The 16,414-nt window shown below is 61.1% G+C and carries 12 protein-coding genes; 5 read left to right on the top strand and 7 right to left on the bottom strand.

The features are described from left to right. Positions 1–153: 153 nt before the first annotated feature. The 5 genes from ACL2XG_RS14550 to ACL2XG_RS14530 are packed head-to-tail and all read right to left on the bottom strand — an operon-like array spanning position 154 to position 5,637. Positions 154–1,152 (bottom strand): ABC transporter ATP-binding protein, encoded by a 999-nt coding sequence (locus tag ACL2XG_RS14550; protein WP_410012575.1) that lies wholly within the window; start codon positions 1,150–1,152, stop codon positions 154–156. After that, positions 1,152–2,192, bottom strand: coding sequence for an ABC transporter ATP-binding protein (locus tag ACL2XG_RS14545; protein WP_410012574.1), 1,041 nt, complete (start codon positions 2,190–2,192; stop codon positions 1,152–1,154). The genes ACL2XG_RS14550 and ACL2XG_RS14545 overlap by 1 nt, the downstream gene beginning before the upstream one ends. Positions 2,193–2,207: 15 nt before the next feature. Next, the gene (locus ACL2XG_RS14540) at positions 2,208–3,059 is read right to left on the bottom strand and encodes an ABC transporter permease (RefSeq protein WP_413721870.1); all 852 of its coding nucleotides are present in this window, start codon (positions 3,057–3,059) and stop codon (positions 2,208–2,210) included. After that, positions 3,056–3,994, bottom strand: coding sequence for an ABC transporter permease (locus ACL2XG_RS14535; protein ID WP_410012572.1), 939 nt, complete (start codon positions 3,992–3,994; stop codon positions 3,056–3,058). The genes ACL2XG_RS14540 and ACL2XG_RS14535 overlap by 4 nt, the downstream gene beginning before the upstream one ends. Before the next feature lie 47 nt (positions 3,995–4,041). Continuing rightward, entirely contained in the window at positions 4,042–5,637 is a 1,596-nt protein-coding gene (locus ACL2XG_RS14530; RefSeq protein WP_413721871.1) for an ABC transporter substrate-binding protein, read from the bottom strand. Between the two features lie 272 nt (positions 5,638–5,909). Between ACL2XG_RS14530 and ACL2XG_RS14525 the strand changes: the two genes are divergently transcribed. Then, on the top strand, positions 5,910–6,872 hold the full coding sequence (locus ACL2XG_RS14525; protein WP_413721872.1) for a GntR family transcriptional regulator: 963 nt from the start codon (positions 5,910–5,912) through the stop codon (positions 6,870–6,872). Next, positions 6,869–7,564, top strand: a complete 696-nt coding sequence (locus ACL2XG_RS14520) for a creatininase family protein (protein WP_410012569.1) — start codon at positions 6,869–6,871, stop codon at positions 7,562–7,564. The genes ACL2XG_RS14525 and ACL2XG_RS14520 overlap by 4 nt, the downstream gene beginning before the upstream one ends. Positions 7,565–7,700: 136 nt before the next feature. Here ACL2XG_RS14520 and fhuF read toward each other — a convergent pair whose 3' ends face one another. Next, positions 7,701–8,447, bottom strand: coding sequence for a siderophore-iron reductase FhuF (gene fhuF, locus ACL2XG_RS14515; protein ID WP_413721873.1), 747 nt, complete (start codon positions 8,445–8,447; stop codon positions 7,701–7,703). Between the two features lie 138 nt (positions 8,448–8,585). Here fhuF and fhuD point away from each other — a divergent pair, with 138 nt between their 5' ends. The 3 genes from fhuD (at position 8,586) to ACL2XG_RS14500 (ending at position 14,016) form a co-directional block, all read left to right on the top strand. Next, entirely contained in the window at positions 8,586–9,482 is an 897-nt protein-coding gene (fhuD, locus tag ACL2XG_RS14510; RefSeq protein WP_413721874.1) for a Fe(3+)-hydroxamate ABC transporter substrate-binding protein FhuD, read from the top strand. After that, positions 9,479–11,452: a Fe(3+)-hydroxamate ABC transporter permease FhuB gene (gene fhuB / locus ACL2XG_RS14505; RefSeq protein ID WP_413721875.1), complete on the top strand. Its 1,974-nt coding sequence runs from the start codon at positions 9,479–9,481 to the stop codon at positions 11,450–11,452. The genes fhuD and fhuB overlap by 4 nt, the downstream gene beginning before the upstream one ends. A gap of 284 nt (positions 11,453–11,736) precedes the next feature. Next, positions 11,737–14,016: a TonB-dependent receptor gene (locus ACL2XG_RS14500; RefSeq protein ID WP_413721876.1), complete on the top strand. Its 2,280-nt coding sequence runs from the start codon at positions 11,737–11,739 to the stop codon at positions 14,014–14,016. Between the two features lie 135 nt (positions 14,017–14,151). Here ACL2XG_RS14500 and ACL2XG_RS14495 read toward each other — a convergent pair whose 3' ends face one another. Further along, positions 14,152–16,374, bottom strand: a complete 2,223-nt coding sequence (locus tag ACL2XG_RS14495; protein WP_413721877.1) for a TonB-dependent receptor — start codon at positions 16,372–16,374, stop codon at positions 14,152–14,154. Positions 16,375–16,414: the final 40 nt, after the last annotated feature.

The following is a 16,414-nucleotide window of genomic DNA, read 5'->3' as shown; positions in this document are numbered from 1 at the left end:
TCAAACGCCGCGCTTTTGTCCCCGTCATCTAACCAGCAAGATAGCCGGTATGGCTTGCTGCCTTATGCCCGCGCCGGTCGGTGTGGTCAAAATGGCTGCGCCTGATTGCCAATTTTTTCAATTAATTCAGTTATATAGTGATAAAAAAATTCCTCAGGCCAAATGGCAGGCCACCTGCTGCCCGGAAGGTTTGGCGCGCAGGATGGGATGTTCCGCGCGGCAGCGGTCCGTGACATAGGGGCAGCGGGTATGGAAACGGCAGCCCGGGGGCGGCGACAGGGGGCTTGGCAACTCGCCGGCCAGGCTGACCGTGGCGACGCGGTTGGCCGGATCCATGCCGGGCGCCGCGCGCAGCAGCGCCTGGGTATAGGGATGCAGCGGCTGCCGGTACAGGACCTCCGTCGCGCCGGTTTCAATGACTTCACCCAGATACATCACCGCCACGCGATGGGAAATATGCCGTACCAGCCGCAGGTCATGGGCGACAAACAGCACCGTCAGCGCCAGCTTTTGCTGTAAATCCAGCAGCAGGTTCACCACTTGCGCCTGTACCGAGACATCCAGCGCCGACACCAGTTCGTCCGCCACCAGCACTTCCGGCGCCACCGCCAGCGCCCGGGCAATGCCGATGCGCTGGCGTTGACCGCCGGAAAATTCATGGGGCAGCTTATCCACCGCGTCGGCGGGCAGGCGTACCAGTTCGAGCAGCGCCATGATGCGCGCCGGGATCGCGGCGCGCGGGCACATCCTGTGTACCGAGAGCGCCTCGCGCAATACCTGTCCCACCGTCATGCGCGGGTTAAGCGAACCATACGGGTCCTGGAAGATCATCTGCACCTGGCGGTTGAAATCGCGCCTTCCCTTGCCGCGCAGCGTGGCGATATCCTGGCCTTTAAAGCGGATGCGGCCGTCATCGGCCGCCAGCAGGCCCACCAGCGCCCGCGCCAGCGTTGATTTGCCGCAACCCGATTCGCCCACCACCCCCAGGGTTTCACCCCGCTGTAATTCCAGCCTGACGCCGTTAAGCGCCTGGATAAACTGGGGCGGGTGCCCCTGCAACCGATGCCAAAGCGATTGTTTTACCGCAAAACGCACCTGTGCGTCCTCGACGCAGATAATCGGTTGTTCGTCCGCCGGGGTTAATCCGTTCATCACAGGCTCCGCGTTTTGACCAGATGTTGATAATGGTGGCAGGCCACGCCCCGGTGGTCCGCCAGGGACAGCAGCGGCGGCACCTGCTGGCGGCACAGATCCGTGGCGTACGCGCAGCGCGGGTTAAAGCTGCAGCCCGGCGGCGGGTCCAACAGCGAGGGCGGCGTGCCCTCGATGGAGAGCAGCGGCGTGCGTTCCACGCCGACCCGCGGCACCGAGCCCATCAGACCCTGGGTATAGGGGTGGCGTGGCGTTGCAAACACCGCACCCACCTCGCCCGATTCCACGATGCGGCCGGCGTACATCACCGCCACCCGATCGCACAGCTGCGCCACCACCCCCAGATCGTGGGTGACGAAAATAATGCCCATATGCAGCCTGTCCCGCAGGGACAGCAGCAGATTAAGGATTTGCTGCTGGATGGTGACGTCCAGCGCGGTGGTCGGCTCATCCGCCAGCAACAGGCTGGGTTCTCCCGCCAGCGCGATGGCAATCATCACCCGCTGGCGCATGCCGCCGGAAAACTCGTGGGGGTAGTTTTCCAGCCGGCGCCGGGCGTCGGGAATGCCGACCTGGTTAAGCAGTTCAACGGTGCGCGCCAGCCGCTGGCGACCGTTAAGCCGCGTATGGGCGCGCAGCGTCTCGTCAATTTGCCGGTGTACCGTTAACACCGGATTGAGGGCGATCATCGGCTCCTGGAAAATCATGGCGATGTCGCCGCCGCGGATGCGTTGCAATTCTTGCGGCGCGGCGTCGATGAGTTCCCGTCCCCGCCAGGTCACCGAACCGCTAACCTGGGCCGATCCGGGCATAAGGCGCAGCAGGGAACGCAGCGTCACGCTTTTGCCGGAGCCGGATTCGCCCACCAGCCCGAGTATTTCGCCGGGCCGCAGTTCAAAACTGATATCCTGGATGGCCTTTATCATCCCGCGCGGGGTATGGATAACGGTGTTCAGGTTGCTGACCCGCAGGGTATCGTCACCCGGCGCGCCCGGCGCCTTGCCTGGTAATTCAGGGCCTGGCGCTGTTGTGGCATGCATTCTCGACCTCCCTCATCAGCGGTGTCCGGGCCGGAGCCGTTCGGCCAGCACATCGCCCAGCAGGCTGAATCCCAGTCCGGTAAGCACGATGGCCAGGCCGGGGAAAATAGTGATCCACCAGGCGGTATCCATAAAATTCTTGCCGGCGGCGATTAATACTCCCCACTCCGCGGTGGGCGGCTGCGCCCCCAGGCCGAGATAGCCCAGGCTGGAGCCGAGCAAAATAGCCAGCGCCATATCGGTCATCCAGTACACCAGGGTGGTGGTCATGACGTTGGGCAACAAATGTCGGAAAATAATGCGCGGCCGGCTATACCCCATCACCTGGCCGGCGGCAATATAGTCCAGGCGTTTCTGGATACTGACTTCACCGGCGATCAGCCGGGCATAGAACACCCAATAGATAATGCCGACCGCCACATACATGCTGCCCAGGCCCGGGCCGAGGATTGCCACGATGGCTATCACCAGCACCAGCAGCGGGAACGTGATCACCGCGTCCACCACCCGCTGGAACAGCGTTTCCGCCCAGCCGCCGTAAAAACCCACCAATAGCCCGACCAGCGTGCCGAAAACCATGGGGAACAGCGTGGTAAACAGGGCGATTTGCAAATCCACCCGATAGGCGTAGATAACACGTGAAAAAATATCGCGGCCAAAATTATCGGTGCCGAACAGGTGATGCGGGCCGGGCGGTTTCAGGATGGCGCGGTAATCGAACGCCAGCGGATCGTAGGGGGCGATCAGCTGCGGGAAAAAACCGGCGGCCAGGCTGAACAACAGGATGATGGCCGTGGTCAGCAGTGGCCAGGGGATATGCCGCCGCCAGGTACGGGCCGGCATTGATGGCGCCGGATGGACCGTCATCGCGCTCTCCTCGGGTCGATCATGACCTGGACGATATCGGTCACCAGGAAAATAAGCGACACCATTACCGACAGCACGATGACCAGTCCCTGGACCATGGGGTAGTCGCGGCTGAAGATGCTGTCGACCATCAGGCGGCAGATGCCGGGGACGGCAAATACCGTTTCGGTGATCACCGCGCTGCCGATAATGGTGCCGATATTAAGGGCAAACAGACTGACGGTGGGGATAAGCGAATTACGCATCACATGGCGCAGCATAATCACCCGGTTTTTCAGCCCCTTGGCGCGGGCAAAGGTAATGTATTCCGCGTCCAGCACCGCGATAATAGACGTGCGCAGGTTATTGATAAGCACTGCCGCCAGGCTCAGGGCCAGGGTCATCGACGGCAGGAACAGATGGTACAGCTTATCCGTGAAAGTGGCGCCGTAGCCGCCCACCGGAAACCAGTGCAGATGGGCGGAAAACACCGTCAGCAACACCAGGCCGATATAAAACGACGGCATGGACAGCGTCACCTGGAAAGAACCGCGGATAGTCATATCGGCGGCGCTATTACGCTTAAGCGCCGAGACAAAGGCCAGCGGAATCGCCATCAGCAGCGCGAACAGGCCGGCCATGGCGGTCAGCATCAGGCTGACCGGCAGGCGCTCGGCAATCACCCTGGTCACCGGGCTGTGCAGCACATAGGAGTCGCCCAGGTTGCCGGTCAGCACCTGGCGGGCAAAAAAGAAAAATTGCACCGGCAGCGGTTTGTCCAGTCCCAGCTGTGCGTTGATCCTCGCCACGTCGGCCTCGGTGCTGCGATCGCCAATCATGGCGCTGGCGGGATCGCCCGGCAGCAGCCGTACAATGGCGAAAGTCACCACCAGGATCACCAGCAACGTGGGGATAATCAGCAAAATACGTTTAACGATATAGGCAAACTCTGACACCCCTCTCTTCTCCTGTTCCAGGTTCCGGCCGTTAACCTGCGTCGACGTTATTTGCGCGTCAGGTAGGTTTCGGCAAACAGGTTATTGCCCAGCGGAATCTGCACAAAGCCGTGCACCGTCTTATTCAACGCCACCGGATAAGGGCTTTCATACAGCGGCACGATCGGCCCCTGGGCGTTAAAGATCGCCTGGATCTGTTGATAATCGGCCGCGCGTTTTTGCGGATCGATTTCCTGCTGAGATTGCTCAAACAGCTGGTCTACCCGATCGTTTTTCCAGCCCGAATGCACCGCCTGGATATTTTTCGAATAAGCGAAGTAAGAGGTGATTTCATTGGGATCGGCAATATCATCGGTCCAGGTGGATAAGCGCATGCCGAAATCGCCCTTGCGATAGCGGTCGGTTTCCGTGGCGTGGTCCACCTGGGTGATGGTGAGTTTAACGCCCACCTGAGCCCACATTTGCTGCAGGGCGGTGGCGATGCTGATTTCGTCCTCATTGCCGGCCAGCACCATGATATTGGCGCTGAAACCGCTGGCGAAACCGGCCTGATCCAGCAGCTGTTTGGCCTTGGCCGTATCCACCGGATAGAGCGGTTTGTCGCCTACGTGCCCCGGCGTGCCGCTGGAAATATAAGACGTCATCGGCGTGCCGATGCCATAGGTCACCAGTTGGATAATGCCTTGCTTATCGGTGGCGTAGTTTAGCGCCTGGCGCACCTTTTCATTGGCCAGCGGATTGGCCGCGCCCTGGTACTGCGGGCGCACGTTCAGGCTGACGTATTCCACCCGGGTGGAGGGAAACAGTTTCATATCAATGGCCGGATTGGCCTTCAATTCGTTGACGCGCGAATACGGGATAAACTCGGTGGCGTCCAGCTCGCCCGACTGTAACTTCAGGATGCGCGTGGCGTCGTCCGGGACGATCTCGAAGGTAATGCCGTCGAGATAGGGCAGCGGCTTGCCGTCGGCGCCGTTGCGCCAGTAATACGGGTTGCGCACCAGGGTCATGGTGGCGTTATGTTGCCAGGATTTCAGCACATAGGGGCCGGACCCCACCGGATGCTCGGCGAAAGCTTCCGCTTTTTGCTGGTCGGTGGCGCCCGGCGTCTCCTCGAACTGCTTTTTCGGCATGATGGAGGTATTAAACGCCGTCAGGGCGCTGAGGATGGCCGGGTCCGGGTGTTTCAGATGCAGGGTAATGGCGTTGGCGCCGTCAATGGAGACGCTGGCGATGGAATCGACCATAAATTGCCATACCCCGTTGCCGGGCTTGCTGGCGCGTTCCAGCGACCATTTAACATCTTCTGCGGTAATCGGCGATCCATCGGAGAACTTAATATTATCGCGCAGGGTCAGGCTGACGCTTTTGCCGTCGGCGGCGATATTCCATTTGTCCGCCAGGCCCGGTTCGATGCCTTTGCCGTCGGCGGTGGGAAACAGGAGCGTGTCATACAGATTCGACAGGATCCAGATATCGGTATTGTTTTCATTCAATACCGGTTCCAGGAACGAACTATCGCTATAGCGGCCATAGACCAGCGTGCCGCCGCGCTGCACGGTATCCGCCGCCCAGGCGTGGGCCAGTGGTAGCGCGCCCGCCGTCAGCAAGGCGATTAACGTTATCCGATGCATAACCTTCATTGTGCCCATCCCCTTATCGCTTGGAAAATGATCCCCGCCGGAAAATCCCGCGTTACTGTTCTAATGTAGTAGTACGATATTTGAAGCAATGATCGTTTAATGTCAATAAAAGGCAGTAAAAAAGGCATTATTTTGTCATAGGAAAATGCTATAGCCCGTTGAATAGGAAAATATGCCCGCTGTGCTTGCGTTAGCTAAGCTTATAACGATAGTGTATTAGTAAATTAGCACGCATTAATGGGCGGTTTGTGGACTTCCAACTTGATAGAACATTGTCGCTCCCGTTGGGGATGCAGTTGCGGGGGCTGGTGGAGTATGCCATCACCTTCGGCGCGCTGAAGCCGGGGGATAAATTGCCCTCGGTGCGCGACATGGCCGAGCGGGTCGGCGTGGCGCCGATGACCGTGGCGCAGGTTTATCGCGAGTTGAAACAGGCTGAACTGATCTACAGCAAGCCCGGCTCCGGTACCTTTATCGCCGACGCCGCCCAGGTCCTGCGCCACAGCGACAAGCGGTTGACCGATCTGCATCAGCACATCGACGCCCTGATCGATCGGGCGCAGGACCTGTCTTTATCGGCGGCCGACCTCGCCGCCCTGGTCACCAACCGGTTCCATCACCGCCAGCGGCGCGCCAGGACCAAAACGGTGCTGGTGGTGGGTAATTTTATCGAGTCCGCCCGCGATTATGCGCAGATTATCGCCGGCACCCTGGGCGACGGCGCGCAGCTGGACGCGACGACGCTGTCGATACTGACCGCCGATAACCGCGCGCGCGAGCAGGCGCACAGCGCCGATCTGATCCTGACCTTTGCCCACCGCCGGCGCGAGGTGATGAGCCTGCTGCCCGGTATGCGGGTTATTAATATCAGCTTTATCCCCTCCGAGCAGACCCGGCGGGCGCTGGCGTCGCTTGATCCCCTTGCCAGGGTGCTGGTGGTGTCGATCTTCCCGGAGTTTACCGCGCTGATGAAAACCGGGGTGCAGCGCTTCGCCCCGCATGTGCAGTCCATTACCGTGGTGCATCGGGACGACCCTGAACTGAACCGCTATCTGGCGCATGCCGATGTGCTGGTCTACGCCACCGGCGCCGAGGCGTTACAGGACGCCTTATCTCCCGGCCAACAGGCGTTTGAATACCGGCATATTCCTGACAGCGGCGATATCAGGCGTGTGGTGATGCCGCTGCTGACGCCGGATGTGCCCTCCGTGACAGGATTGAAGGAAATATCATGAAAATCAGTGAAATGAATTGGCAGCAGTTGGAAGAATACCTGGGCCGGGACGATCGGGTGGTGGTGCCGCTGGGCAGTACGGAGCAGCATGCGTTTCTCAGCCTGTCGGTGGATTCCATCCTGGCCGAAAAGGTCGCCGTCGAGGCGGCCGAGCCGCTGGGCATACCGGTATTCCCGGTAATGCCGTTCGGCATGACGCCGGCGTTCAGCGATTTTCCCGGCACCATCAGCCTGCGGGTCGGCACTTACCTCCGGCTGCTGTACGATATTCTCGATAATTTGAAACGGCAGGGCTTTAAGCGCGTCCTGCTGGTTAACGGCCACGGCGGTAATATGCCGGCGCAGCATATTATCAGCGAATGGATGGTGGCCAATCCCGAGGTGATGGTACAGCTGCATAACTGGTGGTGCGCGCCGCTCACCTGGGCAAAGGTACAGCAAACCGATCCGGTGGCCTCGCATGCCTCATGGATGGAAAATTTCCCCTGGACCCGGCTGGCGGGCGTCGCCCAGCCGGACCGGCAAAAACCGATGCTCGATCTGGTCGGCTTTCGCAAGCTCAATCCGGCCAAGGCCCGCGCGATGCTGGGCGACGGCAACTACGGCGGGTATTATCAGCGCGCCGACGAGGAGATGCTGGCCCTCTGGCAGGTGGGTGTCGAAGAAACCCGGCGCGTGATGGAACTGCTCTGATCGCCGCCCGGGCAAGGCACCGTGCGGGGAGCCGTTTATGCGGCGGGAGTACCCGCGGCGCGAGCGGCCGCCGGTGCGAGGCCTGGGGCGCGGAGAAATACGTCTTGCCCGGCGTCATGCCCGCAGTGGCGAACGCTTAGCCCTGCTGTTCCCGATGCCGGCATTTACGCTCTTGCGCCACCAACAGCGGGCAGCTCGGGCAATATTCCAGGCCGCTGAGCTTATAGCGCAGGCAGCACAGCCGGCGGATGATTTTCGGGCCGGCGTCGTGCTCCACCACCCGTACCGGCTGATACAGCCGGTTGGGCGCGCCGTCCGTCAGGGTTTTGGTGGCGAGAAACGCCCTGGCTTCCCCGGTATCGGCGCCTTGTTCCGCGGCCATATCGATGCCGTGGGCGACGCGGATGGCGGCGTTGTTCCAGAACAGGCCCGGCCTGATGCCGGCCAACTCGCCGAAGGTCCGGCAAACCGGCAGCACATGCGTCTCCACCAACTGCCCGAACAGCGCGGGGATGGCGACGCCGCCGGCGATTTTTGCGCCGCGATCGGCCAGGATAAATTTTTCCGGCACGGCGGATTGCGCTCCCTGGGTAAATTGAATCGCGCGCGGATCCGCCGGCAGCCGCCAGTCATGCAGCAGCGCGATCCTTGTCCAGGGCGCCAGCAGCAGGGCAAAATACCACTGCGACCACATGGAGATCACCGCCGCCCGGTCGCCCCCTTCGTTCAGCCGCAGGAACGGCTCCAGTAGCGCCAGCGCCGTTTCCGGCGCGCATAAATCCGCCGCCGAATAGCCCGTTCCGCCGCTGGGAACGGAGAAGAGAAAACTGCCGTTGATATCAATGGCGCATCCGGGGGTGGGTGCTGCTGCGTCAGGCTTCATACGCTTCCTGTATCGATCGGGACTATTGATTAAGGACAAGGCAAAGAGCTTCCGGCAGGCGGGCGGCTTGCGGTCTCTCTCCGAATGCGCATAATAGGCGATCAAAATCAGAATGATAACTATTAATATTTAAAATTTATGCAGACTCATGATGCCTATCGCCGACGTCTTTTACAGGCGATGGCCGTGTTGCCCTGGTGGTTTTCCCGCCGCGCCGCCGCCGCGCCCATACCCGATGCGGCACGTATTATCGCGCTGGAGTGGCGCCCGGCGGAGCTGCTGCTGGCCCTTGGCGTGACGCCGATGGCCATTGCCGACGCGCCGAATTACCGCAGCTGGGTGGCGGAGCCGGCGCTGCCGCCGTCGGTGCTGGACGTGGGGCTGCGCAACGAACCGAATATGGAAGCGATGCAGCGCCTGGCGCCCTCGCTGATCCTGCTATCGGAGGGTTTTGGCCCGGCGCCTGCAAGCGTCGCGTCCATTGCGCCCACCATGACCTTCCGTTTTAGCCGGCAAGGCGATCGGCCTTTGGCCGTGGCCAGCCAGGATATCGTCGCCCTGGCCGGGCGCCTGGGGATGCCGGATCGGGCGCAACGACATATGGCCGATCTCGACCGGCAACTGGACCAGACCCGGCAGCGGCTGGCGTCTGGATCCCTTCCGCTTCCCCCCGTCTTGCTGTTTTCCTTTATCGACAGCCGCCGCATCATGGTTATCGGCAAAAACAGCCTGCTCCAGGATGTGCTGGATCGGGTGGGGGTGGCGAACGCCTGGGACGGCGAGGAAAATGTCTGGGGCAGCGCAACGGTGGGCCTTGAGCGGCTGGCGCAGTTCCGGGGCGTCAGGGCGCTGTGTTTTCATCGCGGCGCCCAGGATCCCCTGGCGGAAGTGGCCGGTTCCACGCTTTGGCAAACGCTGCCTTTTGTCCGGCAAAAACAGCTGCGGGTGCTGCCCGCGGTGTGGTTTTTCGGCGCCACCCTTGCCGCCATGCGCTTTTGCCGGATGCTCGGGCAGGCGATGGAGCCACGGGCATGAGTAAACGCGTTCCGCGCTTATCCGCCGCATTGGTCCTGGCGTTGTCGCTTGCCGCGCTGTCGCTTGCGGTATTTAATTTAACCCTTCAGCTCGCGCCCGGTTTATGGTGGCGGGCGGCGTGCCATCCCGATACCGGCAGTATTGATCAAATGCTGTTTCACTACAGCCTGCTGCCGCGCACCGCGCTCTCGCTGCTGGTGGGCGCCGGGCTGGGGCTGGTGGGGGTGGTGTTCCAGCAAATACTGCGCAATCCGCTGGCCGAACCCACCACGCTCGGGGTGTCGGCGGGCGCGCAACTGGGGCTCACGGTGGCGACCCTCCTGGCGTTGCCGGGCGACGAGGCGACCCGCCAACTGGCGACGATAGCCGGCGCGCTGGCGGTGGGCGGCCTGGTGTTCGGCGTTTCCTGGGGGCGCCGGTTGTCGCCGGTCACCCTGATTCTGGCGGGATTGGTCCTGGGGCTTTACTGCGGGGCGGCCAAAAGCCTGCTGGCGCTGCTTAACTATGAGCGGCTGCAAACCCTTTTTCTCTGGAGCAGCGGCATGCTCAACCAGCAGGATTGGAGCAGGGTACAGTTCCTGCTGCCCCGGCTGGCCGTCGGCCTGCTGCTGATATTGCTGATGCTGCGACCGCTGATGCTGATGGGATTGGATGACGGCGTGGCGCGCAACCTGGGCCTGGGCCTTATCGCCGCGCGCGTCGGCGGCATCGGCGTGGCGATCGTGTTAAGCGCCTTTCTGGTCAACGCCGCCGGCATTATTGGTTTTATCGGCCTGTTCGCGCCGCTGCTGGCGCGTATGCTCGGGGCCCGGCGCCTGCTGCCCCGTTTAGGGTTTTCCTGCCTGCTGGGCGCGCTGCTGCTGTTGCTCAGCGATCAACTGATGATCCTGCTGGCTCGGCTGTGGCGGGAAATCCCCACCGGCGCCGCCACCGCCCTGATCGGCGCCCCCCTGTTGCTATGGCTGTTGCCCAAGCTCAGGGAGACCCGCGCCATGGCCGCGGATAACGCCCAGACGCTCAGGCCGGAGCGGCGGATGACGCCGCCGGCCGTACTGGCAGGGGTTGCGCTGCTGATACTGGTCGCCGTCGTGGCGCTGACGCTGGGACGCGATAATTACGGCTGGTATTGGTCGCTACAGGAGATGTGGCGCTGGCGCTGGCCGCGCGTGCTGGCGGCCGGCGCGGCCGGCGCGATGCTGGCGGCGGCGGGCACCCTGATTCAGAAAATGACCGGCAACCCGATGGCCAGCCCGGAAGTGCTGGGCATCAGTTCCGGCGCGGCCTTTGGCGTGGTGCTGCTGTTGCTGCTGGTGCCGGACGACGCGTTTGCCTGGCTGCTGCCGGCCGGTAGCCTGGGGGCGGCCCTGACGCTGCTGCTGATTATAGTGCTCTCGCAGCGCGGCGGGTTTTCCAGCGGGCGTTTGCTGCTGGTGGGCATAGCGCTGAGCACGCTGTTCACCACCTTGCTTACCCTGCTGCTGGTCAGCGGCGATCCGCGCATGTCATCGGTGCTGACCTGGCTATCCGGCTCCACCTACAAGGTCAGCGGCGCCCAGGCCATACGCACCGCCGTTATCGCCGTGGTACTGCTGGCGGCGGCGCCCCTGTTGCGCCGCTGGCTGGACCTGCTGCCGCTGGGCGGCGCCACCGCGCGCGCGGCGGGCGTGGCGTTAAAACCGGCGCGTATGGCCATTCTATTGCTGGCCGCCGGGTTGATTGCCACCGCCACCCTGAACGTTGGCCCGCTCAGTTTTATCGGCCTGATGGCGCCGCATATGGCCCGGCTGACCGGATTTCGCCGTCCCATGCCACAGATGCTGGCGGCCTGCCTGCTGGGCGGCGTGCTGATGATGATCGCCGATTGGTGCGGCCGATTTATTATTTTCCCTTATCAAATTCCCGCCGGGCTATTGGCCACCTTCTTCGGCGCGCCCTATTTTATCTATTTACTGCGCCGGCAGGCCGGCTGATGTATTACCCTGGCATCAGGCGCGCTAATCTATTTACACACCGCGCCGGCGGACCGGTTAACAGACCGGTGCGCCTGGCCTCGGAACGGTTCATAGCCCGGTATTCCCCCGCGTGTTACAGGGGAATACCGGGCAAATACCCGTCGACGCATGAGATTTGTTAATTTAAGACAAAAGAATTACTAATATCTAAAATATTGTCTTGCAAATAATGCATCCTCTTGCATAATCCTGAACTCTCATAAGAATCATTCTCATTATTATTCAGCAAGGGTTTTCTGCACATGCGTACTGCCGATTTTTCTCCCGTAGGGCGAATCACGTCCTCTCCACGTCTGCTGGCCGTGGTTATCGGCGCGTGCTGCGGCGCGATGGCGTTACCCGCCAACGCCGCCGCCGCATCCAGCGCTGCTAACGCCGCCGCGTCTACCGCCGCCACGCCTGCCGCCAATACGGCCGCGGGCAAGGGTGATACCATTACCGTGGTGGCCGCGCCGGAGACCAACTTCCGTCCGGGCGGCGATCAACTGGTGCCGGCGTATATGGATGGCCAGATCGCCAACGGCGGCCGGGTGGGATTTTTGGGGCAGCAGGACGCCAGTAATGTGCCCTTCAGCGTCGTCGGGTTCACGTCGAAGCTTATCCAGGATCAGCAGGCGCGCACGCTGGCGGATGTGCTGAATAACGATGCCTCGGTGCAACGCGGCTACGGGTACGGCAACTATGCGGAAAACTTCGTGGTGCGGGGATTTACCCTTAATGGCGACGATATCTCCTACGGCGGTTTGTACGGCATATTGCCGCGCCAGATATTGCCCACCGAGTTTGCCGAACGTATCGAATTACTGAAGGGATCCAGCGCATTCCTCAACGGCGTGCCGCCCGGCGGCACCGGGGTCGGCGGTACGGTAAACGTCGAGCCCAAACGCGCCGGCGATGAACCGCTTAACCGCGTTTCCCTGGATTATACCTCCAAATCCCAGGTGGGCGGCGGGGTCGATATCGCCCGTCGTTATGGCGATAACAACCAGTTCGGCGTGCGCATCAACGCGGCGCACCGCGAAGGCGGCAGCGCCATTGATGATGAAAAACGCCGCCTGACCATGGCCTCCATCGGCCTGGATTACCGGGGCGATCGTTTTCGCACCTCGCTTGATCTGGGCGCCAGTAAACAGACGGTACATGGCGGCCGTTCGGTGGTCTACCTGGGCAACGCCACCAAGATTCCCGACGCGCCTTCCGCGACGAATAACTACAGCCAGAAATGGGCTTATACCGATACGGAAAACGAGTTCGGCATGCTGCGCGGAGAATATGACCTGACGGATTCCTGGACCCTCTATGGCGCGGTCGGCGCCAATCACGATCATGAGAACGGCGATTACTCGTCGCCGACGTTGAGCGATGATAACGGCAACGGCACCATGAGCCGGCTGACAGTACCGTATTTTTCCGACAGTTTTGCCAGCCAGGCGGGGATTCGCGGTAAATTCAATACCGGCTTCGTGAAACACAACGTCAATGTCGGCTTCTCCACCCTCAACCGTAAGGTGAGCACCGCCTACACCATGTCAGGCGCGACGATAACCAATAATATCTACGATCCGCACTATTCCGACAGGCCGGAGGAAAACCTCTATACCGGCGGTCATATGGGCGATCCGGGCGTCTTCAACCGGGTGCGCAACAACGGTATCGCCATCGCCGACACCATGTCGGTACTGGATGACAAAGTGCAGCTGACCGCCGGCGCCCGGCGCCAAAACGTAGTGGTGGCCAATTACGCCTACACCGGCGAGCAAAGCAGCCAGTTCGATGAAACCAAGGTGACCCCGGCCTTCGGCCTGGTGGTTAAACCCTGGGATCATATTTCGCTGTACGCCAACCATATCGAAGCGTTGCAGGCCGGTGATAGCGCGGGCCTGACCTATAACGGCGATCTGGTAACCAACGGCGGGCAGGTGGCCGGCATCCAGACCTCCAAGCAAAACGAAGTGGGGATCAAGGCGGACTATGGCCGCGTCGCCGGTTCGGTGGCGCTGTTTGAAATCAAGAAACCGGTGGGCGTGTATACCCGCAACGGCGCCGACAGCTATTCGTTCAACAACAGCGGCGAGGTGCGTAACCGCGGCCTGGAGCTGAACGTCTTTGGCGAACCGATCTACGGCGTGCGCTTAAACGGCAGCATGGCCTGGATGGACCCGGAAATGACCAAGACCCAAGACGGCACTTACGACGGCAATGACGCCATCGGTATCCCGCGCTACCAGATGGTGCTGGGCGGCGAATGGGATATTCCCGGCCTGACCGGCATTACCGCCACCGGCAAGGTGATTCATACCGGCTCGCAGTATGCCGATTCGGCCAACAACCTGAAGGTGGATAGCTGGAACCGCCTGGACCTGGGCCTGCGCTACAATATGAACCTGCCGAAAAACAATATTATCTGGCGTGCCGGCGTGGAAAACGTCACCAACGAGAAGTATTGGGCTTCGGCCACCGGCGGTTACCTGACCCAGGGCGACCCGCGCCAAGCGAAAGTGTCCATGACGGTCGACTTCTGATAACGCGCCGGGCATAAAAAAACCGCGCCGGCCCCGGCCGTTGCGGTTTTTTTTCTGGTATTTGCGCCGCCTTTGACGACATGTCCGCCGTTAGATGCGTCACGCGTGCAGCGTTGGCCGCACGCGGTCGACCTATTAGAAGTCGACGCTCATGGAAAGCTTCAATTCACGCGGGTCGCCCTGGAAAACATAGGTGCCGGTTTCTTCCACCGATGACCAGTAATTTTCATTAGTGACGTTTTCGACACCGGCGCGCCAGACCACGTTATGCTCCTTAAGGCTGGTGGTGTAGCGCGCGGCCAGGTCCAGGCGGGTCCAGGAATCAAGCTTTACCGTATTAGCCTCGTTCATATATTGCGAGCCGGCGTGAGTCACGGTGCCGGTGGCGGTCAGTCCTTCAACGCCCGGGATATCCCATTCCCCGTTCAGCACCGCTTGGTATTTCGGCACGCCGACGGCATCGTTGCCATCATTGACCCCATTAAGGGTTCGGGACAGTTCGCTGTCTATCCAGGTGACGCTGCCAAGCAGGCGCACGCCGTATAGCGGCTCGCCGAACACATTGAGCTCTATGCCGCGATTTTTTTGTTCGCCGTTCAGGCCGTAAATATTGCTGGTCGGATCGGTAAAGCCGTTGGGCCGTTTAATTTCAAACAACGCCACCGAACCGGCGACGCGGCCGAAATCGGCTTTGATCCCCATTTCATTCTGTTTGGATAACACCGTGCCGGTAACATAACCGGCGTTAGCCGTTCTCGAAGGCGCGGTCTTGCCCGGCTGCAGCGCTTCGATATGGTTGGCGTAAAGGGAAATATGTTCCCAGGGTTTGACCACCAGGCCATATGCGGGCGTGATTTTCATCGCGTCAAAGGCGCTGGCGCCGTCTTCGACGCCGGTGTAGCTGTAATTGCGGATGCGAATTTCCTGGCGCCGCGCCCCAAGCGTTAGCAGTACCCGATCGTCCAGCGCCGAGAGCGTATCGGATACGGACGCGCCGGTGGTATTGGTGCGGCTGCGGGTCACCGGATGATGCAGTGAACTGGCGGAATACAGCGTCGGCGGATTATCAACCTGCACCGGATCGTATATGTTAGTCCGCGATGTCGAGCCCGATAGGGTATAGCCGGCGCGGGTTTGGGTATTGACACCCGAATAGCCGACGTTCACGTTATGCTTGATCACGCCGGTATGAAACGTCCCGCGGATGCCGGTCATGCCGGAGAAATTATCGCTGCTGTAACCGGTTGACAGACGGCTTATGCTCGCGTCGCCCTGGCTGTTAAGCACCGTCGCAGCGGTATAGGAGCCCAATTCATCGTTACGGCTGGCGCCGATGGCGGAATAAAACGTCCAGTTCTCGGTGATGTCATATTCGCCGCGCAGCATGCCGAATTGGGTCTTCAGATCGGAATAGGCCCACTGCGGGCTGTAATTGGTGGAAGCATCCGGCAGGGCGGGCAGGTCCGTCATGTTGGGCCCAAGCTTCAATCCCATCCGGCCGCCGTGGTCGGTCTGTTTCTGGTAACCCCCGTCCAGCGACGCGCGAAAACGATCGCCGCGGTAATCCAGGCCGACCGAGGCCAGGGTGGTGCGTTCCTTCGCGTCGTGCACCGCCGTTTCCCCTTCGCGCTGCAGGACGTTGGCGCGTACGCCAAACTGGTTGTTATCGCCAAAGCGGCGCCCGGCATCCACCGATGTCCCGATGCGTGATTTGGTGCTGTAGTCCGTTCCCAGACGCACCAGCGGGTCGTCGCCGGCGTGTTTCGGCTCCAGGTTAATTGCGCCCCCGACGCCGCTGCCTCCCGGCGGTACGCCGTTGAGGAAGGCGTTGGAACCTTTGAAAATTTCGACTCGATCTATCATCTGGGTGGAAATAATCTGACGCGGCATCACACCATAAAGCCCTCCCAGGGAAATATCCTGGCCGTCGACCTGGAAACCCCGGATCCGATAGCTTTCGGCAATATTACCGTAGCCGCCGGCCAACTGTACCGATGCATCGTTGCGCACGACATCGGACAGCGTTTTCGCCTGCTGATCCTCAATCATCTTGGCGGTAAAGCTTATTACATTGAATGGCACGTCAAGCGCGCTCTGTTCCCCCAGGATGCCCAAGCGAGCGCCATTGGCCACTTGTCCGTCCAGGTATGCCGGCACCGGCTGGTCACCACCGGGTTTAAACGCCTGCGGCGCGGCGACCACGGTAATCACGTCGTCCTTTGCACCGGTGGCGGCGGGGGTCGCTGTAGGGGCGGCGGGGAGCAGCGTTGCCCCAGCGACATGGCCACTTAATACGGAACTGAGGACTAGGGCCAGGGAACGGCGAACCCTAAACCGCCGCCCTACCAGTGAACACATACGCATAACATCCCTTAATGATAAAGATAATGAGTTTCAT

The sequence above is a fragment of the Sodalis sp. RH24 genome, from assembly GCF_047324145.1.
Taxonomy (GTDB): Bacteria; Pseudomonadota; Gammaproteobacteria; order Enterobacterales; family Enterobacteriaceae; genus Acerihabitans.
This window is presented reverse-complemented; position numbering and strand designations above follow the sequence as displayed.

Coding starts and splice junctions, on each gene's coding strand:
- fhuF (WP_413721873.1), bottom strand. CDS start 8,447: ATGAAGCCTGACGCAGCAGCACCCACCCCCGGATGCGCCATTGATATC.
- fhuD (WP_413721874.1), top strand. CDS start 8,586: ATGCAGACTCATGATGCCTATCGCCGACGTCTTTTACAGGCGATGGCC.
- ACL2XG_RS14500 (WP_413721876.1), top strand. CDS start 11,737: ATGCGTACTGCCGATTTTTCTCCCGTAGGGCGAATCACGTCCTCTCCA.
- ACL2XG_RS14545 (WP_410012574.1), bottom strand. CDS start 2,192: ATGCATGCCACAACAGCGCCAGGCCCTGAATTACCAGGCAAGGCGCCG.
- ACL2XG_RS14495 (WP_413721877.1), bottom strand. CDS start 16,374: ATGTGTTCACTGGTAGGGCGGCGGTTTAGGGTTCGCCGTTCCCTGGCC.
- ACL2XG_RS14540 (WP_413721870.1), bottom strand. CDS start 3,059: ATGACGGTCCATCCGGCGCCATCAATGCCGGCCCGTACCTGGCGGCGG.
- fhuB (WP_413721875.1), top strand. CDS start 9,479: ATGAGTAAACGCGTTCCGCGCTTATCCGCCGCATTGGTCCTGGCGTTG.
- ACL2XG_RS14550 (WP_410012575.1), bottom strand. CDS start 1,152: ATGAACGGATTAACCCCGGCGGACGAACAACCGATTATCTGCGTCGAG.
- ACL2XG_RS14530 (WP_413721871.1), bottom strand. CDS start 5,637: ATGAAGGTTATGCATCGGATAACGTTAATCGCCTTGCTGACGGCGGGC.
- ACL2XG_RS14520 (WP_410012569.1), top strand. CDS start 6,869: ATGAAAATCAGTGAAATGAATTGGCAGCAGTTGGAAGAATACCTGGGC.